Source organism: Chitinophaga sp. Ak27 (assembly GCF_012726295.1).
GTDB lineage: Bacteria > Bacteroidota > Bacteroidia > Chitinophagales > Chitinophagaceae > Chitinophaga.
In genome coordinates this window covers 640595-664937 of sequence record NZ_JABAOB010000003.1, presented here as the reverse complement: position 1 = coordinate 664937, position 24343 = coordinate 640595, and the positions used below count along the sequence as shown (strand labels likewise).

The 24343-nt window shown below is 46.1% G+C and carries 17 protein-coding genes; 13 read left to right on the top strand and 4 right to left on the bottom strand.

Going from position 1 to position 24343, the window contains the following annotated elements; genetic code table 11:
• From HGH90_RS14110 to HGH90_RS14075, 8 genes are all read left to right on the top strand, one after another.
• Positions 1-1497: a RagB/SusD family nutrient uptake outer membrane protein gene (locus HGH90_RS14110; protein WP_169191357.1), complete on the top strand. Its 1497-nt coding sequence runs from the start codon at positions 1-3 to the stop codon at positions 1495-1497.
• On the top strand, positions 1494-2309 hold the full coding sequence (locus HGH90_RS14105) for a sialate O-acetylesterase (protein ID WP_169191356.1): 816 nt from the start codon (positions 1494-1496) through the stop codon (positions 2307-2309). The genes HGH90_RS14110 and HGH90_RS14105 overlap by 4 nt, the downstream gene beginning before the upstream one ends.
• 2 nt (positions 2310-2311) lie before the next feature.
• Entirely contained in the window at positions 2312-4297 is a 1986-nt protein-coding gene (locus tag HGH90_RS14100; RefSeq protein WP_169191355.1) for a glycoside hydrolase family 2 protein, read from the top strand.
• A gap of 1 nt (position 4298) precedes the next feature.
• A complete protein-coding gene (locus tag HGH90_RS14095) occupies positions 4299-6578 on the top strand; it encodes an FAD-dependent oxidoreductase (RefSeq protein WP_169191354.1) in 2280 nt (759 codons plus the stop codon).
• 19 nt (positions 6579-6597) lie between these two features.
• The gene (locus HGH90_RS14090) at positions 6598-9171 is read left to right on the top strand and encodes a glycerophosphoryl diester phosphodiesterase (RefSeq protein ID WP_211172638.1); all 2574 of its coding nucleotides are present in this window, start codon (positions 6598-6600) and stop codon (positions 9169-9171) included.
• 52 nt (positions 9172-9223) lie between these two features.
• Positions 9224-10879 carry a sodium:solute symporter family protein gene (locus HGH90_RS14085; RefSeq protein WP_169191353.1) on the top strand — a complete coding sequence of 552 codons (1656 nt, stop codon included), beginning with the start codon at positions 9224-9226 and terminating at the stop codon, positions 10877-10879.
• Between the two features lie 211 nt (positions 10880-11090).
• Complete coding sequence (locus HGH90_RS14080; RefSeq protein WP_168762039.1) at positions 11091-11858, top strand: helix-turn-helix domain-containing protein; 768 nt, start codon at positions 11091-11093, stop codon at positions 11856-11858.
• Between the two features lie 37 nt (positions 11859-11895).
• The gene (locus HGH90_RS14075) at positions 11896-12549 is read left to right on the top strand and encodes a hypothetical protein (RefSeq protein ID WP_168762038.1); all 654 of its coding nucleotides are present in this window, start codon (positions 11896-11898) and stop codon (positions 12547-12549) included.
• 102 nt (positions 12550-12651) lie between these two features.
• Here the strand turns inward: HGH90_RS14075 and HGH90_RS14070 are convergent, their stop codons facing one another.
• A complete protein-coding gene (locus HGH90_RS14070) occupies positions 12652-13347 on the bottom strand; it encodes a hypothetical protein (protein ID WP_168762037.1) in 696 nt (231 codons plus the stop codon).
• A gap of 121 nt (positions 13348-13468) precedes the next feature.
• Between HGH90_RS14070 and HGH90_RS14065 the strand changes: the two genes are divergently transcribed.
• From HGH90_RS14065 to mgtA, 3 genes are all read left to right on the top strand, one after another.
• Complete coding sequence (locus tag HGH90_RS14065) at positions 13469-14818, top strand: glycoside hydrolase (protein WP_169191352.1); 1350 nt, start codon at positions 13469-13471, stop codon at positions 14816-14818.
• Between the two features lie 203 nt (positions 14819-15021).
• Positions 15022-15864, top strand: a complete 843-nt coding sequence (locus HGH90_RS14060; RefSeq protein WP_168762035.1) for a universal stress protein — start codon at positions 15022-15024, stop codon at positions 15862-15864.
• Between the two features lie 8 nt (positions 15865-15872).
• Positions 15873-18458 carry a magnesium-translocating P-type ATPase gene (gene mgtA / locus HGH90_RS14055; RefSeq protein ID WP_168762034.1) on the top strand — a complete coding sequence of 862 codons (2586 nt, stop codon included), beginning with the start codon at positions 15873-15875 and terminating at the stop codon, positions 18456-18458.
• Here mgtA and HGH90_RS14050 read toward each other — a convergent pair.
• Positions 18442-19275 carry a universal stress protein gene (locus tag HGH90_RS14050; protein ID WP_168762033.1) on the bottom strand — a complete coding sequence of 278 codons (834 nt, stop codon included), beginning with the start codon at positions 19273-19275 and terminating at the stop codon, positions 18442-18444. The genes mgtA and HGH90_RS14050 overlap by 17 nt on opposite strands.
• Before the next feature lie 17 nt (positions 19276-19292).
• Positions 19293-19676 carry a hypothetical protein gene (locus tag HGH90_RS14045; protein WP_168762032.1) on the bottom strand — a complete coding sequence of 128 codons (384 nt, stop codon included), beginning with the start codon at positions 19674-19676 and terminating at the stop codon, positions 19293-19295.
• 189 nt (positions 19677-19865) lie between these two features.
• Here HGH90_RS14045 and HGH90_RS14040 point away from each other — a divergent pair, with 189 nt between their 5' ends.
• Complete coding sequence (locus HGH90_RS14040) at positions 19866-20045, top strand: hypothetical protein (RefSeq protein ID WP_169191351.1); 180 nt, start codon at positions 19866-19868, stop codon at positions 20043-20045.
• 31 nt (positions 20046-20076) lie between these two features.
• Here HGH90_RS14040 and HGH90_RS14035 read toward each other — a convergent pair whose 3' ends face one another.
• Positions 20077-21657, bottom strand: coding sequence for a PAS domain-containing sensor histidine kinase (locus tag HGH90_RS14035; protein WP_317166145.1), 1581 nt, complete (start codon positions 21655-21657; stop codon positions 20077-20079).
• A 270-nt stretch (positions 21658-21927) separates the two neighbouring features.
• Here HGH90_RS14035 and ppsA point away from each other — a divergent pair, with 270 nt between their 5' ends.
• The gene (ppsA, locus tag HGH90_RS14030; RefSeq protein ID WP_168762031.1) at positions 21928-24327 is read left to right on the top strand and encodes a phosphoenolpyruvate synthase; all 2400 of its coding nucleotides are present in this window, start codon (positions 21928-21930) and stop codon (positions 24325-24327) included.
• Positions 24328-24343: the final 16 nt, after the last annotated feature.

The window sequence follows — 24343 nt, the reverse complement described above, 5'->3', positions numbered from 1 at the left end:
ATGCAAACAAAGAATAACTTACAATATCTGCTCGGTGGTTTATTACTGCTGCTTGCGCATACCTCCTGCAACAAGCTGACAGAAAACCCCTACTCTTCTATTTTCACAGAAAACTTCTATAAAACAGCATCCGATGCGGAAGCTGCATTAACAGCCGTGTATGGTCCGATGGTAAATTTATACCTTACCGCTGCCACCGGCGCCTCCGACTTCAGTGCCGACCAAACCTATCCACGCCCTGTAGTGGGCCGGGATACCTATACACTCTTCAGCTATGATCCTAACTACACCACACAGAAAAGCTTTAACCGGCAAAACGAATCACCACAGCAAATCTGGCAATCCTGCTATGCAGGTATTGAAAAAGCAAACTGGGTATTGTATAAAGTACCTCAAACCAACATGGACTCCGCCAGGAGAAGTGTCATTCTCGGAGAAGCCTGCTACATGCGCGCTTTTTATTTGTGGATGCTGACAAAAAACTTCCGCGACATCGTGGTTAAAACAACGCCCAGCACCAATATCGATACCGCTATCGTTGGAAAAACCCTGCAGGCGGACGTTTATAAACAGATTTACCTGGACCTGGATCAGGCTATTGCCAAACTTCCTACTTATTCTGGCAATATCCAGAAAGGCCGGCCTTCAAAGGAAGTGGCCATGGCGCTCTATGCCAAAGCCGCCCTTTATATACAGGACTGGCCCACCGCACTGGACAAAGCAAAACAGGTGCTCAACTCCGGCAAATACAGCCTGATGCCGGATGTAGTAGATGTTTATAACGTTGCCAAAGAAGACCTGGCCAGGCAGGAAAACATGTGGGCCTTTGAATGTGAAAGTACTTCTCCGGGATTTTCTACCCAGATCATCGGCCTATATGGTCCAAAGAACAGCGACGGTCCGCAATATGCAGCCACTTCTTATGGTTCTACATTTGCCTACCAGTCTTTCTTTGATTCCTTTGACCCTGCCGACCGCAGACGCCTGTTGCTCGACACTTTTTATATCAACAAGCTGGGTAAGGTAGTCCATCAGAAAGATATTACACCTATTACACCACATGGCGTGCTGGTAAAAAAATATATGGATCCCAACTCTATCGGCGGAAGCGGGGCCGTTAATATTCCCATCCTGCGCCTGGCGGATGTTTACCTGATTGCCGCAGAAGCATCCGCGCAGCAAAACGGCCCATCCGGTGAAGCCTATGGCTATATCAATGCGGTGAGGACCAGGGCAGGCCTTCCCGGTTTAACCACTGGTCTTGGTAAGGCTGCTTTTGTGGATGCCGTCTTGCAGGAACGGAGCTGGGAACTCTTTGCAGAAGGTGATCGCTGGTATGATCTCACACGGACCAATACCTTTTTGCAAGTAATTCCCCTAGCGGTGAATGATGTATTTCCCACCCGGACACCACAGGCAAAAAACCGATACTTCCCGATTCCATTGGATGAAATCAATGCGAACCCGAAACTGGCACAAAATCCTGACTGGAAATGAGATGGATCATCACCATTATTTGTTTTCTTAGCTTATCAGATGCGATGGGACAAAATAAGACGCTGTTCCTGGCTGCCGGCCAAAGTAATGCTGTTGGCCAGGGCGACAGCACCCTGGCAGTACATTGCACGCCTGGAACCGCCTTTGAATACTACTTCTCCCGGGATTCCCTGGTGGCTTTAAAAGATCCTGCGGGCCAACACGAGCTTCAGTTTGAAAAAGCTCACAGCGGCAGCGCCTGGCCAGCTTTTGCAAAAGCCTACCACGACCTTACCGGAAGCGAAGTGATTATTGTACAGACCGCAAGAGGCGGCAGCTCCTGTCACTATAATGCAGAATTAAGTAACTACGGTACCTGGGATAACCGGGGCCGTATGCCTTTGTTTGGCAGCGCCGTTATAAAAGCCAAAGCCGCCTCACGCAAAACGGGACTGCCGGTAGCTGGCATTTTATGGAGCCAGGGAGAACGGGATGCCAATGCGGTGAACGCACAACAATTATCTCCGGAAGCATACGAACGACAGCTCACGCTACTGATCAATCAATTCAGGGCAGCGCTCGGAAAGCAAGTAAACTTTTATATTATACAAACAGGCTATTATCTTCATTATCCAACCCGGGGATTTGATGCGGTGCGTAAAGCACAAGAGAATGTGGCGGGTAAAATGAAACGAGTTTTTATCGTGTACCGGCAAACGATTCGCTTCCACGAAAAAGGATGGATGAAAGATGACATACATTATCATCAACCCGCATTAAACGATATAGGATCTGAAGTTGCAAAACAGGTTGCACTCAAAGAAAAAAAATGAAAATGAAAAGAACATTATTCTGTCTACTTCTGGCCATTCCATGCTTACTCTCTGCACAACACCGCACTGATAACAGCTTAAACAGTGAATGGAAATTTGCCCTGGACCCGGTGAAAGTGGGAGAACAGGAGCATTGGCAGGACACCGCCTTTGCCTCGCAGAGCTTCGATAAAGTAAAAGTACCCCATTGTTTTTCCACAGATCCCCGGTACTTCTTTTATACAGGCGCTGCCTGGTATTTTAAACAATTTGAAGCACCTGATCCCGGCAAAGAACACATATTCCTGAAGTTTGATGCCGTATTTTACAAATCAAAAATATGGCTCAACGGCATACTGCTGGGTACTCACGAAGGCGGCTATACGCCGTTTGAATTTGATATCACTACTTTACTAAAAAACAAAAATACCCTGGTGCTGGAAGTGGATAACTCCTGGGATACGACCACCATCCCTGGCGCAAAAACCGATGTGCCTTATTCTTCCGCCGCTCAAAGACAGCTTTACCCGTGGATCAATTACGGCGGTATTACCCGCCAGGTACACCTGATTACCAGACCTCCTACCTATATCAGCAACAGTAAAATCACGGCTATCCCCGATCTGGCAAAGGGAGATGCTACCATCCGGATAAAAGCATTTATCCGCAACCACGACGCTGTTGCCGTTACCACGTCAGTGAATGTTGGTATTTATCGCAATGGCGCTAAAAGCAACATCCGTTTTAAACCGCAATCCGTAAAGGTAGAACCTGGCAGCGTAGTTCCGGTAGAACTAACCGGCACCCTGCCGGCATCCGAAGTTACCTTATGGAGCCCGGATGCACCTGCATTATACAGCGCCGCCATTACCGCCGGCATGGATACCATTAACACGTTCTTTGGCATCCGAAAAGTTGAAGTAAAGGGCACCCAGATCTTATTAAACGGCGAGCCATTGAAATTGGGCGGCTGCAACAGACCACTCGACTACCCCGGATATGGCTCTATGGACCCCGAAGAAATCCTGGAAAAAGACCTCGTAATGATCAAAAGCGGTGGCATGGAACTTTCCCGCATCAGTCATTATCCCGTACCGGAAGCCTTGCTCAACTGGGCCGACAAGCACGGACTGCTGATTATCCTGGAGGCGGGCAACTGGCAAATGACCGCCAAACAAATGAGCGATACCCTGATGCGCGGCAAATTCAGATCGCAGATGCGGGAAATGATGGAACGCGACTGGAACCATCCCAGCGTGATTGCATATAGTGTAGGTAATGAGTTTCAATCGCACACCGAAGAAGGTAAAGCCTGGGTACGCGATATGGGCAACTACGTAAGATCGCTGGACGACTCCCGCCTCATCACTTTCGCCAGTATGCTGCTGGGAAATGAAAATCTACGGAAACCAGAAGATGAAGCCTCTCAATACGTTGACTTTGTAAGCGCCAACATCTACTGGAATCATTTAAAAGTGCTGCAGCATATACATATGCTTTATCCTGCAAAGCCTGTGTATGTAAGCGAATTCGGCATCAGAACCGATGCGGTGAATACAGAAGAAGAACGGATTCAATACCTGAAAAAAGCGATGCTGGATTTCAGACAATGCGATTATTTAGTCGGCGCTTCTGTATGGACCTTCAATGATTATTTCAGTCGTTTTCCTGCCACCAACGCAAACGGATACCGGCCCTGGGGCCTTGTAGCGCCAGATAGAACGCGGAGAGGCATGTACACAGCATGGCAGGAAGAATTTGCACCTGCCACCATTGAACTGCTGCATAAGAATGCAGGCCACGCGAGCATCCGCATTACAGCAAGAAAAGATTTCCCGGCCCACACCATGAAAGGGTACGGGTTAAAATGCAACGGCACCTACATTCCTTTAAAAACACTGCATCCCGGAGATAGCGTGATGCTTGATATAGACCTGGCCGGTGGAGCCGCAGACATTGCACTGGTAAAACCCGGCGGCTTTATTATCCTCGAAAAAACCCTTAATTAACATGATTAGATCAGATAGTACAGAAAAACGTTCCTTTCCGAATATAAAACTGGAGGCCGATTTGATTGTCACAGGTGGCGGCTTATCAGGCATCTGTAGTGCCATAACCGCTGCCAGGCAGGGACTGAAAGTAGTGCTGGCACAGGATAGGAGTGTATTGGGCGGCAATGCAAGCAGCGAAATACGATTATGGATCCTGGGCGCCACCTCTCATATGGGCAACAACAACCGCTGGGCACGCGAAGGTGGTGTAATAGATGAGATCCTCGTAGAGAACATCTACCGCAACCCGGAAGGTAACCCCATCATCCTCGATGCCATATTGCTGGACAAAGTAGTAGCGGAATCTAATATCACTTTGCTGCTGAACACCACGGTATATGAAGTAGAGAAAACGCAGCTCAATACCATTTCCGCTTTAAAAGCCTATTGTAGCCAAAACCAAACAGAATACCATTTAAAGGCGCCACTCTTCTGCGACGCCTCGGGCGACGGTGTGGTGGGCTTCCTGGCCGGCGCAGCCTTCAGGATGGGCGCAGAACCAATAGAAGAATTCAACGAACTGTTTGCCCCAACCGTTTCCTACGGCGAACTACTGGGTCACTCACTTTATTTTTATACAAAAGATACCGGCAAACCGGTGCGCTTCGTTCCACCCTCCTTTGCGCTCATGGATATTACCCAGATACCAAAATTCCGCAGCTTTAATTCGCAGGAATATGGGTGTAAACTCTGGTGGATTGAATACGGCGGCCGTATGGACACCGTACACGACACCGAGAAAATAAAGTGGGAACTCTGGAAAATCGTATACGGCGTATGGAACCACATTAAGAACTCCGGTAACTTTCCAGACGCGGAAACCCTTACATTGGAATGGGTAGGCATGATCCCGGGAAAAAGGGAAAGCCGGCGGTTTGAAGGCGACTATATTTTAAAACAACAAGACGTCATTGAACAACGTACACACCAGGACGCAGTAGCCTTTGGGGGCTGGAGCCTTGACCTGCATCCTTCAGATGGTATTTATTCCGCCCAGCCCGGCTGTACCCAATGGCATAGCAAAGGTATTTACCAGATTCCCTTCCGTTCTCTTTACTCGAGAAACATCAATAACCTGTTTCTGGCAGGACGTATTATCAGCGCCTCGCATGTGGCGTTTGGCTCTTCCCGGGTAATGGCCACCAGCGCCTATGTGTCGCAGGCTTCCGGAATGGCGGCGGCACTTTGTACACAGCTGGGATGTACCCCGGCCGCACTTTATGACAAAGGACAAGTATCCACCCTGCAGCAATTGCTCACGCGCAGCGGACAATATATACCCGGCGTTATAGCAAAAGATGAACAGGATCTTGTACAACAGGCCACCATTACTGCCAGCAGCGAATTGTTACTCACCACGCTGGAAGAAGATACCCCACCGCAATCACTTGATATTGCGGTAGCACAAATGATACCAGTGCAAGCCGGTAAACTCCCTGCGTTCACTTTGTATGCTTACTGTGACGTACCCACCACAATGCACGCAGAAATAAGAACCTGCTCGCGAACCGGTAGCTATACACCGGATACCACGATCGCCACTTTTGAATTTTCAGTTCAGCCCGGCAAGAATTCGCTGCAGCTCATATCTGATATGGCTATAGAAAAACCGCAATACGTGTTTATCATGCTGCATAAAAATCCACAGGTAAAGATCTGCCGTTCTGAAAAGAGAATCACAGGCATCCTGTCGGTATTTAATACGATTAACGCCGCGGTTTCCAATTATGGAAAACAAGTGGCGCCTGATGGCATCGGTGTCGACAACTTTGAGTTCTGGTGTGCACAACGCAGACCGGCAGGGCAAAACATTGCCCTCCGGCTCGAACATCCTTTGCAATCATTTGGCCCGGCCAATATCAGCAATGGTGTAGCTAGACCTACTACTCAACCCAATGCATGGGTGGCTGATCCGAACGACGCCGACCCAACGCTCACACTGACCTGGAAAGAACCCAGGCATATCAAGAAAATGATCTTTTCTTTTGATACAGATTTTGATCATCCCATGGAATCTGTGCTGATGCAACACCCGGAAAATGTGATGGTGTTTTGCTTGCGGGACTATGCTGTCTTTGATGAAAAAGGACGCATGGTATATGAGAAAAAAGGAAACTACCAGACCAGGAATGAAATTGTTTTCCCGGACACTGTTATTACTTCCAGTCTCACCATCAAAACAACACATCCATCACCCAATACACCGGCTGCCATTTTTGAAATACGTTGCTTTGAATAAGCAACATCAACGAAGCATTATGAAAAAAAACTGCCTGATAATTGTATGTTGCCAGCTACTTTTTGCTGTCGCTATAAAAGCACAGACCATCACACTTGCCAATAAGCAACTGCGGATGGAGTGGCTGCAAACAAAAGACGGATGGAAAATAAACAACCTGCAATTTTTCATCAACCAGAAATGGCAGCAAGTGGCACGCCCCTCCGGCGAATATACCTTGCTGTACACTACAGAACAGCCTTCAGACAGTGCGGCCATGCAGTTTAAAATGGTGACCGGCAAAGCATGGCCGGACACTGTTTATCACTATCAACTCAAAATATGGCAACAAGCCTCCACTGCCGTGGCCTTGAATACCGCCGGACAGGCATTTCATTTCTATCCTGCCAGCGCCCGACAAATATCGGCCAACGAAGTTGTTTTCACCTATAGTTCTCCATTGGCAAATATGACCGCCACCTGGAAACTGGACGAGCAATATGCCGGCGATGTACAGGTAAAGATGCAGCTGGAATGCAAAAAGAACGGTTATTATTCGCTTTCCAGTCCTTCCGCCATCACGGTCGACAAGCAGGATATGGCTTGGGCAGTAATGCCTGGTTATTTCCAGGGTAAAGAGATGCAAAAAAATATGGTACTCAGCTACGCTTACGGCCAGGGTGTCCCCGAGATGCCGGTGCTTTACCGGGAACGCTGCGCCAGCTCCTTCTGCCCCATCATTACCACGAAAGAAAATATATCCTTTGCCGTGATACCCGATCCGGGGCTTGGCAGAGATCCATGGGCAAACGACCATATCACGCATCAAACCTGGCAGCTGGCCCTGTCGCACCAAAACCGGAGATCCAGCCTTTCACCCACTGTCTATTACCCTGTGCTGGGCGAACCCGGTTCCTTGAAAAAACAGGGAGATCATATCAATTACGGCTTCCGTTACAGCTTTAACCAGGGTGAATGGTACGAGGTGCTGACCCATGCCGTGAATGATATATACGATTTTAAAAGGACACTAGCCCTACGGAAAAATACCCAATCGCTCACCAGCAGGGTGGAAGAAATGCATCATTACCTATGCGACCGGACTACTTCTTTATGGAATACTGAAGAATACAACGGGCTTAAGATCGGCGGGCAATCGTACCTGGGCGGCGTAGTAGGGTCCAATCGAGACGCTATCAAGAATGCAGACTACGGCGCTATGTGGATGCTCGCCAACACAAGTGGTGACAAATATCTCCAGGACAGCGTGTTGCCTTTGGCCTTGAACTTTAAGCTGGCACAACAACAAACTACTCCCGGCTTTTTCCAGGGAGCTGCTATGGGGCAATACTATCTCTCGAAAAGTAAAACCTTTCGGGAAGAATGGGGCGATTTCGTGGAACCGGTAAGTCTTACTTACTACGTAATGCTCGACATCGGCAACATCTTGTTATTTGAACCCGGTAACGACACGCTGAAAAAAAGACTGGCCCTTGGGGCCTCGCTGCTGCTGAACTGGCAAAAGCCGGATGGCAGTTGGGAAGTAGCTTACGACCGGCACACACAACAACCACTTTTCACCGACATCAAAGATTTGCGCCCCACCTTCTACGGACTGATGGTGGCTTACCGGATATTGAAAGATGAAAAATATTTGACCGCTGCCAAACGGGGCGCAGACTGGTTCATTCAAAATGCCGTTAACAAAGGCCATTTTATAGGGGTATGCGGCGATGCCCGTTATGCGCCAGACTTTGCCACCGCTCAATCGGCACAGGCTTTACTGGATCTGTACGACCTTACACACGATAAAAAATACCAGGAAGCGGCTATCAGTACTGCCCGCATGTACCTGACTTCTATTTATACCCAGCCGGTGCCATCGGAAAAGATCAAACTGGTGAACGGGATTGAACGCAAAGATTGGCAGATTTCACAAGCAGGTCTCAGCTTTGAGCATGGCGGCATTATCGGTTCGGCCAATGGCGCAGGTCCAATCATGCTTTGCAGCCATGCAGGTATGTTTGTACGGATGTTCCAGCTCACAGGCGACAGCCTCTTTATTGAAATGGCCAGAGCTGCTGCCATAGGAAGGGATGCGTTTGTAGATCAAAAAACCAGCGTAGCCTCCTACTATTGGAGTACCATGAACAAGGGGGCAGGCCCTTATCCACACCACGCCTGGTGGCAGATAGGATGGATTACCGACTACCTCCTGTCCGAAGCGCAATTGCGCTCTGGCAACAAAATTACTTTTGCCAGGGGCTTTATTACGCCAAAGGTAGGACCCCATGAATCATATGGCTTTACGCCGGGACGTATTTATGGAAAAGAGGCCAATCTGATTCACCAGCAAGGCGTTATTAAGTGTAACAATCCAAATATCGAATACATGCTGGCACGAGGCACTGACGCCAAAAGCTTGTTTGTAATATTGCTGAATGATACGGGTGAACCCCTAAAAGGCCAGGTCAAGCTAAACCTTGACAAGGTTAAAATGCCTGCCAACGTTCAGGCTATCACAGAGCTGACAGCAAACAAACAGCTGGAACCTGACGCTGAACTGGACGTAGCGCTGGATGGATATGGTATCAAGGTATGGATGATTCACTAAGACGCTTGCGTCTTACCTGCTTATTTATTAAACTACAATCTAAATAATTCGAATGGCGCAGCTGGATTTTATAGTAATGGGAGTTTTTGCCATATTGGTGCTTGGCATTGGCATGATGTTTACCCGTATTGGCAGCAAAAATTCATCTGCTTTTTTTGAAGCCGGTGGCGCTACGCCGTGGTGGATCAACAGTATTTCCCTGTTCATCAGCTATTTTTCTGCCGGTACTTTTGTGGTGTGGGGCTCTATTGCCTACAAAAGCGGTTTTGTAGCCAATGGCATCCAGCTCACCATGGTATTGGGAGGAATGCTGGTGGCGCTATTTATTGCCGCCAAATGGAAACGTACGGGCGCTGTTACGGCAGCAGAGTATATTGGCAAAAGACTGGGAACAGGCACACAAAAATTCTACACCTTCCTGATTATGCTGCATGGCCTTTTTACCACTGCTTCTGTACTTTACCCGGTTGGTAAAATGGTGAGTGTGGCTACCCCCCTTTCGTTGAATACCTGCATCCTCATCATCGGCGGCATCATTGTGCTATATACTTCTGCCGGTGGATTATGGGCAGTATTGGTGACAGATGTAGTACAGTTTGTGATCCTTACGGCCGCGGTCATGATCGTGATCCCGATGGCCCTGCAGAAAGCAGGCGGGGTACATACTTTTGTGAACAATTCGCCCGACGGCTTTTTCAATTTTTTCAATTCAGAATACTCCTTTGGATTCTTCCTGGCATTCCTGGCTTATCAAACCGTGTATATTGGTGGTAACTGGGCGTATGTACAGCGGTATACCAGTGTTTCAAATGAACGCAACTCAAAAAAAGTAGCCTGGTTATTCACTGCGTTGTACCTGGTAAGTCCGTTTATATGGATGTTACCACCTATGCTATACAGGGTGATCAATCCTTCCCTCACAGGGCTGCAACCGGAAGGGGCTTATATGATGCTATGCCAGCAGGTGCTACCGGCGGGACTTATCGGGCTTGTCTTATCCGGCATGATTTCCGCCAGCGCCAGCAAAGCCAATACCACTCTCAATATTATGGCAGTAGTATTTGCCCATGATGTGTATAAAAAAGCATTTAATCCAAAGGCTTCGGAAAAAAACCTGGTGCTCGCAGCCAGGTTTTTCACGGTATTATTTGGCGCCATCACGATTGTGATTGCGATGCTGGTGCCTATGATTGGCGGGATTGTAGAAATGGTGTTAAGCACCGCTTCTATCGCAGGCGGCGCGTTGTTTGCCCCTATTATCTGGTCTTTGTATTCCAGGCGGCAAACAGGTACTTCTGTAATCTGCGCATCGTTAAGCGGATTAGTGATCAGTCTTGCTCTTAAATTTTTTGCTGCCGACCTGATTGGCCACAAGCTGAATCGCACCTGGGAAACAGCCGTAGGCGTGGGAGTACCAGTGTTGGTATTGCTTTGCTGGGAAATTTATTACTTCCTTGTTAAAAAAGAAGTGGCTGCTCACCTGTTACAACCATTACCGGTGAGCACTGGCAACTCCACCACGCAGGATGAAGATGCCAGGACACAAAATGTTTTTGGTATGAAAGTGATTGCGTCGGCTATTGCCGTAGTGGGCATTGGTATCGCCATCCTGGGACTGGTAGCCAACGGTGGTATGGTAGCTTTTCTCACAGGATTGGTAATATCTCTCTGTTCGCTGCCATTATTCCGCTCCGCTAGCACCTATTAATATCCGGGTCATTTCATGTCAAGGCGGGTGTTTCTCAAAAAAAATTGAGAAAACACCCGCCTTTTTTAATCTTTGCCGTTAATTTTGCGCTTTCAATACGAGTTGATAACCCAATGCTTCCATGCGACTTTTTGCTTTATAACCAACCATTGTTTGCCTGATCTGCCTGATTCATGTAACTTTATTTTAGGATCCTTTAAACTTACATAGCATGGAACAGCCGCTGTTATTTTTTTCGGCAGGGTACTTTATCTATATAGGCCGCGCTATCGATACGGTTGTTCACGAACATCATGCCCTGCAAATTGCCATCAGCTTTGAGGATAAAATAGAAATAATATCACCAGACTCAGTTATTAAACATAAGGCTGTTATCATCGGTTCCGATGAGCCACATGAATGCAGAACTTACAACAATACATTTCTACTGATCAATATCGATCCGGAATGTAAAATAGGAACAGGTCTTAAGAAAGCCTGGCTATCCGGCAAAAAAGTGGCAGCATTACCTGAAACCATAGTAGAAGAGCTATTGGAAGAAATAAAACCACTGTTAGCAGGTGTCACAACTGTCGACAGTATTTTCAATGTTACGCTTCAATTTCTCCGGGAACTTTCGAATACAAGCGGAAATGAAGATATGGACGACCGGATCGTCAAGGTCCTCGAAGTGCTTCAACAGCCGGGATATGTACCGGTAAAGATCAAGGATTTATCAGCTATCGTCCATCTTTCTCCAAGTCGGCTTATCCACTTATTTACGGCACAAGTCGGTATCCCCATCAGGCAATATACCCTGTGGGTCAGACTTTTAACTGCATTGCAGTACATCATCGACGCCAGGGATATCACCGATGCAGCCTTCGAAGCCGGTTTCTCCGATGCCCCACACTTCAACCGGACGTTCAAACGAATGTTTGGAATAGCTCCCTCATTTCTACTAAAGAATAGCCAAATCATTCAAGCCTATGTAAGGTAACCGGGGGATCTTTGCATAAAATAAATCCAGTTTATTTATGTATGCAATTAATCATGCAGCAACAGCTCTGTTGTTAAGAAAAAAAGAATCAAAACTCCCATTGCTTCCGTTATTGGTCTCCGTACAATTGGTGGAAATATTATGGGTGCTTTTCAACTACCTGGGTTGGGAACATTTTTCAATTTCCGACGGCCGGGTTCATCTCGACTACCTCCCTTATTCACATTCAATTCTTTCAGGAGTAGTAGCTGCTGCACTTGCATTTTGTGTGATCAACTGGGGCTATAACAACAGGAAACTAGCTGTGGCATTTGCCATTGGCGTTTTGTCGCATGTTGTAATTGATATGGTTTTCCATGAAAAAGACATCCGGTTATCTCCATTCTCCGCCACCCCGGTTTTGGGATTTGGAATTATCGATTATCCCGTCTTGAATTTCATTATTGAATTTGTATATGGCATATTTTGCTGGTGGTATTTTAAAGGAAGTAAGGCATTACTTTGGGTAATCATTGTATTCAATATAATTGATCTGCCGATCATGTTAGCACACGGCGCTACGCTGACTCCTTTTATGCATTATCCATTTCTTTTGCCATCGGTGATACTATTTCAGATACTTATTACGTGGTATTTCGTTTACCGTTATGCAAACTTGAAAGGCGCTCATCGTCAAACGGCCATTAGTTGAAATTTAAGTACCATCCCGGAGCTACGGCAGACTGCCCCTCTGCCTGAAACTCCGGCATATAAAACAGTTGTATATGTTCCTGATCTACAGCAGCACAAATCGTTAATAATAATTCGAATACTGAAATCTACGCACCAGCATTAGGTCTGTATAATCTGTAATTAAAAACGCCAACTCGTCAACTTCTTTAAGTAAACTTTTCTCTGCTGCAGGATCAATATCATGATCTCTTGATATCTTGCTCTTAACTTCCTCTTTAAACAAATCTATATATAATGATTTCATCTTGTTATAAGTCCATGCGCTATCCCCAGGATCTAAGCGGTAAAGATCATATTCAACGTAAGCCGGTATTCTACTGTATTGATGCCCAAAATACGTTCCTCCGTGTTGTAATTTTCCGTAAATGCTATTAACATATCTATACAACTTAAGCAACCTTTCTCTTCTTGGATGATGCTTAACATTTTTCTTTGCCAAAAAATAACTATAGAGAAGATAAAATTCATCCTCGCCTGCTTCACTATAAAAACGGTCATTTCCTTGTACGGAAGGATCCTCCAGGCTTCTATAAGCCTCCGCCGGACTAGATGGATATTTCTCAATAAATACCGGATTGCGCTTTAAAATATCGTTTAGTTCATTTTCGGTATATACGAGATTAGTTTCACTATCTATTATGATTTTAAGACTATTATCTTCTTTCTCCACCGCGTCAATATCTGTACGGTGCGCTGGTTTGTTTGCATGACAGGCAACGATGCATAACAATAAAAATAAAAAGTACGCTTTGTGCATATAAGTGAAGATATTATATAAATTTACCCAATACAATTCAACAACCAAAATCTCCAAAGCATTGTCTTTTTTGTATATTAGATAATCAGCACCAATATTATCAAGCGCCTAGTTTCATGCTATGACCCTACCACAAAAGACAAAAATCTCTGTAGCACTATATGTGATGGCAATTATTACGCTGTCCTTGATGCTACTGACAATGATGTTTCTGAAATTCTCCATAAATGGAGCAGCCGTTGGAAAAACTATCACATTGAATGGTCCCTGGAAATTTAAAACCGGAGATAATCAACAGTGGGCACAGTCTGATTTCAATGATTCGAATTGGGAAAGCATTAATCTTACCGCGCCCGCAGGCGCGCATGACGGCGACGTTGGCCTCTCAGGCTATGTACCGGGATGGGCAGCCAGGGGGTATCCAACATATTCAGGTTACGCCTGGTACCGTATGAAAATTTCATTGGATAGTGTGAAAAAAAATAGCATCGCATTAGCAGGACCTCCTGCTGTTGATGATGCCTATCAACTATTTATTAATGGAGTATTATCAGGCAGTGCAGGAGATTTCTCGGGTAAAGTTCCGATAACTTATAGTATACAACCCCGCATGTTTCTATTGCCGGAAAGTACAAAAAAAGAAAACTATATCACGATTGCATTCCGGGTATGGATGAGTGCCGCCACCTCGGGGCAAGCGCCCGATGTGGGAGGTATTCACATTGCGCCGGAACTTGGAGAAAAAAGTAGCGTCGAATCAAAATACAGGTTCCAATGGGAACAAACTATTAAAGGCTATATTGTAGAGATAGTGGAGCCAGTAATATTTATCCTGCTGGCCATATCCCTGTTCCTGCTGTTTAGGAGCCAACAACCACCCCGGTCCTGTAAATGGTTTATTTTGGCGTTAGTCCTGCTGGCATTCGTACGTGCCAACCAGGCTATTTATTGCTGGTTCCAAATAGAAAGCGCGCATCAATACGATATCGTGACAACCATTCTCTTGCGACCACTGATACTTGGCTGTTGGCTGATGGCCTGGTGGGAATGGTATGAACTGCGCCAACCAAAATGGATACCTTCCATCATAGTTATCCTTACCTTGATCTACATGGGAACCCAACTACTGGGACTTCCATGGGTATCCAGTTCAATGAATAGTACATTTTTTCAAAAAATGGCTGATAATACACGCTTATTATTTGTTCCTCTGATGCTGTTTATTATCTACCGGGGATTCCTTCAGCAGGAGCGGAAAGAATGGTTAGTCTTATTGGCGATACTATTAGTATCAGTTGGTCTCTTCGCGCAGGAATTCGCTCAGTTGCATATTATTCCGGGCATTTGGTTTCCTTATGGAGTGGGGGTATCAACAACGCAGTATGCTTATGCCGCTTTCACATTAGTGATGTACATAATATTAATTCAAAAGAGTCGAAAAGTATTTGTAGCTGTTTACCCGGAACGATAGGCCCGTACTGATGCTTCCGCTTGCTAGCCAATAATAACCGTGACAGGCAGCAAGGAAGCCGATCACAATTCCACAATTACCGGTAAATACGCCCCTGATGTAAATCATACTACCTACTGACCCATATCATTCAATAGCCATAACAGGTGACCTACATTAGTACTGTTAAAATTTGTCTGGTATACCCCCTCAAACCGGAATATATGAAAAAAATAATTGTAGTATTAGACGGCTTGCGCTTCCGTCAGAATGCAGTAGATTATGCTATCGCCATTACCAAAAGTGAAAAATCACACCTGGTAGGTATTTTCCTGGAAGATTTTAGTTATCGTAGTTATGGCTTATATGAACTTGTAGATGAAACCGGTGCAGTGACCGACAAAAGAATCGCCACATTAAGTGAGCATGATAAAAACCTCCGGGATAGCGCGGTAGCACGTTTCGAAGAAAGCTGTCAGCGGGCAGGATTGAATTATTCTGTGCATCGTAATACCAATATTGCGATAGAAGAGCTCCTTCACGAAAGTATCTATGCCGACCTGTTAGTCATTGACTCTCATGAATCCTTTACCCGTTCGCAGGAAGAAGCCCCTTCCCGGTTCATCCGTCACCTGCTTGCAGATGCAGCCTGCCCGGTATTGATGGTGCCTAATTCCTATCAACCTATTGGGAAGATTGTTTTCCTGTTTGATAGTACACCCGCGTCTGTACAGGCCGTGAGAATGTTCGACTATCTGCTGCCCGGCATGAAGCATTTGCCAGCAGAGGTAATTGCTGTAAAGAGTGCTCACGAAGACTTTCACCTGCCGGACGGCAAATTGATGAAGGAGTTTATGAAGCGACATTTTCCTGATGCTCACTACAATGTACTGAAGGGAATACCGGAAGATGAAATCGTTCAACAGATCAACGAAATGCGCGGCAATGTTCTCATAGTACTTGGCGCATACACCAGGAGCGGTCTCTCCCGTTGGCTCAACCCCAGCATGGCCGATACCTTAGTGGAAGGAACAAGTGCGCCATTATTTATTGCACATAGTAAATAAGGTAGATAATGTTATCCGCTATCCAACTGCCTCATACCGCGTCCTTACCTCCTGAAGAAATTGAGCAGCTGTTAAACACCAGCATCATCCGGGGGATTACGGAACAGGAGGCGCTCGAGCGCCTCCATCAGTTTGGACCTAATATAGCGGGAGGAAAGAAGCGCGTAACAGAACTGGTTGAGCTGTTATCCCATTTTAAAAATCCATTGGTACTCATCCTGCTGGTAGCAGCCGGCATCTCAGCTGGAATGGGTGAAACCGTCAATGCCGCTATTATCTTCATCATCGTCCTGCTTAGTATATCGCTGGATTATATGCAGGAAAGAGGAGCCAGGAACGCCGCCGCTACCCTGGGAAAAACGCTTGGCAGTAAGATTACCGTCACCCGGGGCGGAGTGAGCTATGATATAGCCACCTCCCAGCTTTGCCCGGGTGACCTTATTTCCTTGCGTGCCGGCAATATAATACCCGCAGACGTACGGCTGATAGCGGCACACGACCTGTTTGTAAACCAATCCTCGCTTACAGGCGAGTCATTTCCTGTAGAAAAAAATGCTGCCACTATCCCGGTTACTACCGGTAATGATAGTCTTCCGGAGAATATGTGCTATATGGGATCGGGCGTCATCTCCGGTACAGGAAGGGCGCTTGTGTTGTATACCGGCCGGAAGACAATGATTGGTACAATAGCCGATGAGCTCAACAGCAGCCAGGAAGAGACCGACTTTGGCAGGGGCATGCAGCAATTCGGTTTGCTGATCACCAGGGTAACATTACTGCTGGTGCTATTCATTTTCGTGGTAAATGCGATCAGTCACCATTCCATCTTCCAGTCATTCCTGTTTGCCGTGGCCATTGCGGTAGGCCTTACACCCGAGTTGCTGCCTATGGTGATGAGTGTAGCCATGTCCAGAGGCGCCATGAGAATGGCACGCGAAGGCGCTATCGTGAAACGGATTGCTGCCATTCCGAACTTCGGCAGCATGGATGTATTATGCACAGATAAAACGGGCACCCTCACCACCAACCAGATCAGTCTCATAAAATGTGTGAATGCAGCGGGAGAAATATCAACAGACGTATTCAAACTGGCCTACCTGAACAGCTCTCTGCAAACAGGCACCATCAATCCGCTCGACCAGGCCGTACTGGCAGCCGGCGCACCCGATATCTCCTCGTTTGAAAAAACAGATGAAATACCCTTCGACTTCAACCGGAGACGAATGAGCGTGGTAGTAAAACACGCAGATACCTTTACCATGATCTGCAAAGGAGCCCCGGAAGAAATACTGAAAGTCTGTCGAGTAGACACCGAAACAATCCAACAAATACAACATCTTTATGAACAGCTAAGCCAGGACGGCTTACGGGTACTGGCCATCGCTTCGAAATCACTGCAAAGTGGCAAGAATTTGCTGGCAAGCGACGAATCCGACTTGTCTTTCGCCGGGCTGGCAGTCTTCCTTGATCCGCCGCGTGAAGATGCCGCCACCATGATCGCTGAGCTGGAGAAAATAGGAGTAGAAGTAAAAATTATTACCGGCGATCACTACCTAGTTACAGAAAAAATATGCCGGGAAATAGGGCTGCCGGTAAAAGGTGTCCTGCAGGGGCTTGAGATGGATCAAATGAGCGATGCTGTATTGCAGGAAAAAGTACACAATATCAGCATCTTCACACGTGTTTCGCCAGACCAGAAAAATCGCGTTATTCATGCCCTGAAAACACACCACAGGGCAGTGGGTTACCTCGGAGATGGCATCAACGACGCGCTTTCGCTGAAAGCAGCTGATATAGGCATTTCTGTTGCCGGCGCTTCAGATGTGGCAAAGGACGCTGCAGATATTATTCTCACCGACAAACAGCTCACCATTCTCCGTGATGGTATTATTGCCGGGAGGGAAACCTTCGCCAATACGATGAAATACGTCCTCATGGGCCTCAGCTCTAATTTTGGCAATATGTTTTCTGTTGCCATAGCAGCAGTATTCCTCCCCTTTCTTCCGATGCTGCCCGTGCAGATCCTGGTCAACAACTTCCTTTACGATACCTCTCAGATCACCATCCCGACAGACAACAACGATATAGATATACTTCATCATCCACAACAATGGAATATAACCGTTATACGCAATTTCATGCTCATATTTGGGCTGCTCAGCTCCGTATTCGACCTCGTTATCTTTTTCCTGTTATACCATGCCTTTCCTGTTAGCCAGGCCCAATTCAGAACAGGCTGGTTTATGGAATCCCTCGCTACACAAATATTGGTGGTATTCATTATACGCACCAGGAAACTTCCGTTTATACAGAGCAAACCGGCTATACCACTGGTTGTCAGCACATTGGTATGTCTTACCATAGGCTGGCTGCTTCCCTATCTGCCATTTGCAGCATCGATGGGTTTCAAGCCCCTCCCATCACAGATTATGTGGTATATCTGTGTGGTGGTAATCATATACCTTATTTGTGCAGAAATTACCAAAAGGTTACTATATAGTTATCATTCAAATAAACAGACGACAACTGTCCAAAGCCCAATTTCTCCACTGAATAAACTATCTACCGGGCAAAAAATCAGGAATGGGCAATAAACAGCGGAAAAGCCAGGGTTTGTATTAGTGAATCGGCATGGCTCTCGCGAAAAATACGGGATACAACAGAACGTCCGTATGCACCCATTACCACCAGGGGACGTTTACTTCGCATTAGGAAAGCAGATAACTCCATATCGGTATTACCTGCCAATACTTTAAAATCAGTATTACTATAATATTTGCAAAGCCATTCACGAAGGCGTCTTTTTTCTTCCGGTAACAGCACACCGTCCTTGTTGACCGTGAGTACTGTTACTTTACATTCGTTCCAATAAGGCAGTAATAAGGTAAATTGCTTCATGGCCTGAATGGCACTATCACTCTGATCATAACAGAAAACTATTTCTTCCGGCGGTTCGAATACCGGCGGCGTAATGAGCACGGGGCAGGATGTATTTGTCAACAAATGGCGAAGAAACCGTGAAGGTATCTCCTCATTTTTATCAGACAAGGAAATTGTAGCGTCCGAAATAAGGAGATCCGATAACCTGGCTTCCTCAAGCAACTCACCTGGCGAAACAGCCCTGTCGAGAAAAACCGTAGCAGTTACACCTTCGCTTTTGCAACCGGTTGTAAACTCGCGTATGCTATTTTCCAGTCCATAACTGGCAGATGCCCAAACCGGATTATTATCATTATTGCCGACAGAGGCCTGGTCAAACACTTGCATATTGGGAGGCATTTCGGGAAAAGGTTCATTTTCTACAAAAACCCCAATAAGCCTGGAACCCGTCATATTGGCAATATAACAGGCATATTTTACGGCGCTTTTAGTAAGCAACATACTGTCGATAACCAATAATATCTTTTTCATAAGTAAACGTTAGGAAATCATCTGACCAGGATTTTTGCTTTATTATACTCCTGCCTCGCTACGGCTTCCTGCTGCCCAAGCGTCCATACATCCGTGGAGGTGGTCTGAATCCAGGCATCACCAGCTTTCCTGAATACCTGCACACTAAGGCCCAGCAAGTCATAAAATGACTGTTCCATGTTGCCGGTAATAACCTTTTCGCCAATATCGATCCAGACAGCTGTAGGGATACTACAAGCTTCATCTATAGAAAGATTATTGGTCAATCTTTCGTCCTCCGGGCACGCAGCGCCCCAGTCATGAGGATTTTTATAAAACTGTAGCCGCAAATGGGGGTAAACTATACTGAATTTGTGCTGAATTTCTTGCAGAATAGATGTTTCATTGATATAGAGCTGCATAATAAAAAAGTTTTCAGGTTAATAATACCTTGCTTCAATTTACATCCGGACACAAGCAAAGAAAATGACCCTGATTATTGTGCAGTATGATTTTGATCAGATATAGCGCCATGATCTGTATCAAATATTCCCCTGATCGAAATCATTTCTTATGCGATGAAAAATGAAGAACTTAACTAAAATATTATTATGAAATACGAAAAAAGCGGTAATGAGATATTCACGCCGTCAGAACCTCCAACAGTGCCTCCTCAAGTACCTGAAAATCCGGGTAAAAGCACAGAAACCCCGGTAATAACTCCTATTCACGAACCGGTTCCGCTTATACCGCCATCGGAGGTACCTGCGCCCGAAAAAAATGCCCCTTAAAAACCCCGTGACAAACAGCAGTCATAAAAAGTCAAGCGGGAGGATCATTTTCCTCTCCGTTGGCAGCGTTGTTATTGATTGGTAATACAACAACAAAAGTTGTCCCTTTTCCGATTTCGCTTTCACATGATATTTGCCCTTTCATCAATTCTGTATACTTGTTTACAATATGTAACCCCAATCCTGTCCCCTTTATATTGCCGGCGTTTGCAGCACGAAAAAAACGTTCGAACATATGTTGCTGGGCATCTGCCGACATGCCAATACCATAGTCTTTCACTGTCAGTGTCAATTGACTTCCCTCTACAACTGTGCTTAGTTCTACGGTGCTGTTCTCTGCAGAAAACTTGATTGCATTACTAAACAGGTTCATTATAATATGCTTCAAAAGCGACGCATCGAGCGTTACCTCCGGCCTGCCCAGATGCCTATAATTAACCCATTGTCCATCTTTTAATAATCCCTGCATCTCCTGGATCATGTCATCAACTAATACGTTTACTTCAAAGGTGCTGTTATTTACCGTTACCTTTCCTTCCTCTATCCTTCCTACAGAAAGAAAATCATTGAGAATATCTGTCAACATCTCCACGGATGATATAATGCGCTGCAGGTACTTCTCCCGCTTAGGCCGGTCTTCTTCAGTGGTATACTGTTTTACCAGGAAGGCAGACGAAAGAATGATACTCAAAGGTGTCCTGAATTCATGTGAAGCCATAGATACAAAACGCGACTTCAATTCACCCAGATCTTTCTCTTTTCCAAATGCTATCTCTAATTCCTCTTTCGATCCCTTTAACTGCTCCAGCGATTTTCTAAGCTGGAGAGTGCGCTCTTCAACCATCAGCTCCAATTCGTTATTCAGCCTTTCAATCTTTTCCTCTGCTTTCTTCCTTTCAGTGATATTGTTGACATATGCTATCACAAAAGCGCCATCTTCGTTTTCATAATGGCTAAGACTAATTTCGACAGGAAATTCCGCCCCGTTTTTATTTACTGCAAAAAGATCCATGCCAACACCCATAGGTCTATCCTGGGGATGCCCCATATAGTCTTGCCGGTGTAATGCATGTTTTTCCCTGAATTTGTGGGGCAATAATATTTCTACCCGCTTGCCCAGCACTTCATTCCGTTGGTACCCAAACTGATGCAATGCGAAGTCGTTAATCAGGATGATCTCGCCCTGCACATTGGACACAATGATACCCATACCGGCATAATTAAATAAGGCGCCAAAACTTTGTAACTCCTTATTTAAATGCTGTTTAGAAGGAAAATTATCCAATATCCGGAAAAGACAATAATCTGTTTCCTCATACCGGAACATTACTTCTTCATAAACACCGGTAATTTCTTGTCCTCCAGGCCCTATCCAGCTTCTTTCTGCCAGCTGATGCCGGCCATCTTCCTCAATTTCAGGGTATCCTAACTTGTTTTTTTCCACCAGCAGCGACAAGGCATGAAAATCCATTCCTTCCAGGATGGACATACCGGAGAAATTAAGATAAACAATACTCCCATCCCCCAGGTTTCTGATGCCTGTGAGTCCAGGTATTTTTTTTGCAACAACGCTGAATACATTCAGTTGTGTCTCGAAGTTGGTATTATTCACAGGTACATTTATTATAAAAGGTGATATAGACAAGTCTCCTTTTGTTTTTCTAACAACTAATCGGCTAAAAAGTTTATATGACTTTTATAATATCTGGTCTCTTTTTATGAATAGATTTGAAAGGAAAAAATCATTGACAATCAGTGGTAATATGGTGAAATAAATCAAGCCAGGTCAATAGCTCCCCGTATGACTGACATCACGTATCAGCATGACTGCTGTCATAGAATGAGCAGCATTTTTTGAGGAAAATTGCATAAAGCTCAGCATATGAATACTTTCATTAAACCGTTCTCTACAATTAGCATGAGCGATGTGCCAGAAGTAGGCGGAAAAAATGCATCTCTCGGTGAAATGATCTCGGGATTAAAAGATAAAGGTATCTGCGTTCCGGACGGCTTTGCCACTACCGCTGCGGCATTCCGGTATTTTCTTGATGTGAACCGGCTTACCAGTCAGCTGGAAACGCTACTACAAACATTGAACCGTCAGGACTATTCCAATCTCGCTGTCATTGGCGCGGCCATCCGTAAGCTGATACTTCAGGCAACATTTCCTGATGACCTGAAACAAGCAATTCTAAGCGCCTATCAAGATCTTTCTGGCAACACACCTGCTGCCGTGGCCGTGAGAAGCAGCGCTACCGCTGAAGATATGCCGCAGGCCAGCTTCGCTGGCCAACATGAGTCTTTTTTGAACATACAAGGCTCCGCAGCGCTGATTGATGCAGTACATCGCTGCTACGCCTCTTTATATACAGACCGGGCCATCAAATACCGGGAAGACAATCATTTTGATCACAGTAAAGTGGCACTCTGCGCAGGTATACAGCGAATGGTACGCTCTGACCTGGCTTGTTCGGGCGTGGGATTTACCCTGGAACCTGAATCAGGTTTCCGCGACGTAGTGCTGCTTACCGGTATATGGGGACTCGGCGAAAATATCGTCCAGGGAACTGTTGTACCGGACGAATTCTATGTATTCAAACCCACTCTCCAGCAAGGCAAGCAAGCCATTATCCAACGAAAAAAGGGCAGCAAAGCCCAAATGCTGGTCTATGGAGGCGCTGCGGCCACCTTAAACATTGCAACACCTGACTATAAACAAGCCCAATATGTATTGTCTGATGAAGAAGTAACCAGGCTTGCCAGGTGGGCAGTAGATATAGAACAACACTATCAATGTCCGATGGATATTGAATGGGCTAAAGATGGCATCAACGGTGAGCTGTACCTGATACAGGCAAGGCCTGAAACCATACACTCGCGCCGGCAGCCACAACACGTTACCACTTATCAACTGAAAGGAACAGGCGATCACATTTTATCAGGTGAAGCCATTGGCAGCCAGGCCGTCAGCGGCATCGCACGCGTATTGACATCGCCGGCAGACGCCGGCCGCCTAAATGCCGGTGAAATCATCGTCACCACCAATACAAGCCCCGATTGGGACCCGCTCCTTAAAAAAGCCGCCGCCATTGTTACGAATACCGGCGGCAGAACCAGTCATGCTGCTATCGTTGCAAGAGAAATGGGCGTACCCGCCATCACAGGCACCCAACAGGGTACCGCGGTTATTCATGATGGGCAACTCATCACCGTTTCCTGCTGCGAAGGAAGGACCGGCTTTGTATATGATGGCGCCATCCCCATTGAAAAAACAACCTCCGATTACAGCCAGGTACAAATGCCTCAGGGCACCGCTGCTATGTTAATCATCAGCGATCCGGAAAAAGCATTTCAGCTGGCACTTCTTCCGAATGACGGGGTAGGACTGCTTCGCATGGAATTCATTATCACCCGGTACATCAATATTCATCCCATGGCGTTGGTAAAATACGAGGTATTAAAAGACCGGGAAGCGAAAGAAAAGATTGCATCACTCACAGCAGATTATGACGATAAGGAACAGTTTTTTATCGACCGCCTTTCAGAAGGCATTGCCACCATTGCCGCCGCCTTCTACCCCAAAGACGTCATCGTAAGGATGAGCGACTTCAAAACCAATGAATACCGGCAATTACTCGGTGGTAAAGAGTTTGAGCCCTCCGAAGAAAATCCTATGCTCGGCTTCCGGGGCGCCTCCCGCTATTACCACCCGTTGTACAGGGAAGGATTTGCACTGGAATGCGCCGCAATTAAACGAGTGAGGAATGATATGGGACTCACCAATGTAAAAGTAATGATCCCCTTCTGCAGGACAGTAAATGAAGGACGAAAAGTATTGCAGGTAATGGCATCCTGCGGTCTGAAACAGGGTGAAGATGCACTGGAAGTGTATGTAATGGCTGAAATACCTTCCAACGTACTGGAAGCTGAAAAATTCGCCGATATATTTGATGGCTTTTCTATCGGGTCAAATGACCTCACACAACTTACCCTGGGCATTGACCGCGACTCTGGATTAATCGCCAATATTTTTGATGAGGAAGATCCTGCTGCGATGCAGATGATCAGCATGATGCTGCACAACGCGAAAAAAGCCGGCGCCAGGATAGGGCTATGCGGACAAGCACCCAGCGATATCCCGGCATTTGCCAGCTTTCTCGTAGCACACGGCATAGACAGCATTTCATTCAATCCGGATGCTTTACTCAAAGGCATCGAAAATATCCGGAATGCGGAAGAAAAACAAGCAGCGGGTGAGCTTCCCCTACCAGTGCTGTTATAATAAGCAATGCCTGCTA

Excerpts from the sequence above, each read along its gene's own strand:
- HGH90_RS14110 (WP_169191357.1), top strand. The coding sequence starts at position 1 with ATGCAAACAAAGAATAACTTACAATATCTGCTCGGTGGTTTATTACTG.
- HGH90_RS14105 (WP_169191356.1), top strand. The coding sequence starts at position 1,494 with ATGAGATGGATCATCACCATTATTTGTTTTCTTAGCTTATCAGATGCG.
- HGH90_RS14100 (WP_169191355.1), top strand. The coding sequence starts at position 2,312 with ATGAAAAGAACATTATTCTGTCTACTTCTGGCCATTCCATGCTTACTC.
- HGH90_RS14095 (WP_169191354.1), top strand. The coding sequence starts at position 4,299 with ATGATTAGATCAGATAGTACAGAAAAACGTTCCTTTCCGAATATAAAA.
- HGH90_RS14090 (WP_211172638.1), top strand. The coding sequence starts at position 6,598 with ATGAAAAAAAACTGCCTGATAATTGTATGTTGCCAGCTACTTTTTGCT.
- HGH90_RS14085 (WP_169191353.1), top strand. The coding sequence starts at position 9,224 with ATGGCGCAGCTGGATTTTATAGTAATGGGAGTTTTTGCCATATTGGTG.
- HGH90_RS14080 (WP_168762039.1), top strand. The coding sequence starts at position 11,091 with ATGGAACAGCCGCTGTTATTTTTTTCGGCAGGGTACTTTATCTATATA.
- HGH90_RS14075 (WP_168762038.1), top strand. The coding sequence starts at position 11,896 with ATGTATGCAATTAATCATGCAGCAACAGCTCTGTTGTTAAGAAAAAAA.
- HGH90_RS14070 (WP_168762037.1), bottom strand. The coding sequence starts at position 13,347 with ATGCACAAAGCGTACTTTTTATTTTTATTGTTATGCATCGTTGCCTGT.
- HGH90_RS14065 (WP_169191352.1), top strand. The coding sequence starts at position 13,469 with ATGACCCTACCACAAAAGACAAAAATCTCTGTAGCACTATATGTGATG.
- HGH90_RS14060 (WP_168762035.1), top strand. The coding sequence starts at position 15,022 with ATGAAAAAAATAATTGTAGTATTAGACGGCTTGCGCTTCCGTCAGAAT.
- mgtA (WP_168762034.1), top strand. The coding sequence starts at position 15,873 with ATGTTATCCGCTATCCAACTGCCTCATACCGCGTCCTTACCTCCTGAA.
- HGH90_RS14050 (WP_168762033.1), bottom strand. The coding sequence starts at position 19,275 with ATGAAAAAGATATTATTGGTTATCGACAGTATGTTGCTTACTAAAAGC.
- HGH90_RS14045 (WP_168762032.1), bottom strand. The coding sequence starts at position 19,676 with ATGCAGCTCTATATCAATGAAACATCTATTCTGCAAGAAATTCAGCAC.
- HGH90_RS14040 (WP_169191351.1), top strand. The coding sequence starts at position 19,866 with ATGAAATACGAAAAAAGCGGTAATGAGATATTCACGCCGTCAGAACCT.
- ppsA (WP_168762031.1), top strand. The coding sequence starts at position 21,928 with ATGAATACTTTCATTAAACCGTTCTCTACAATTAGCATGAGCGATGTG.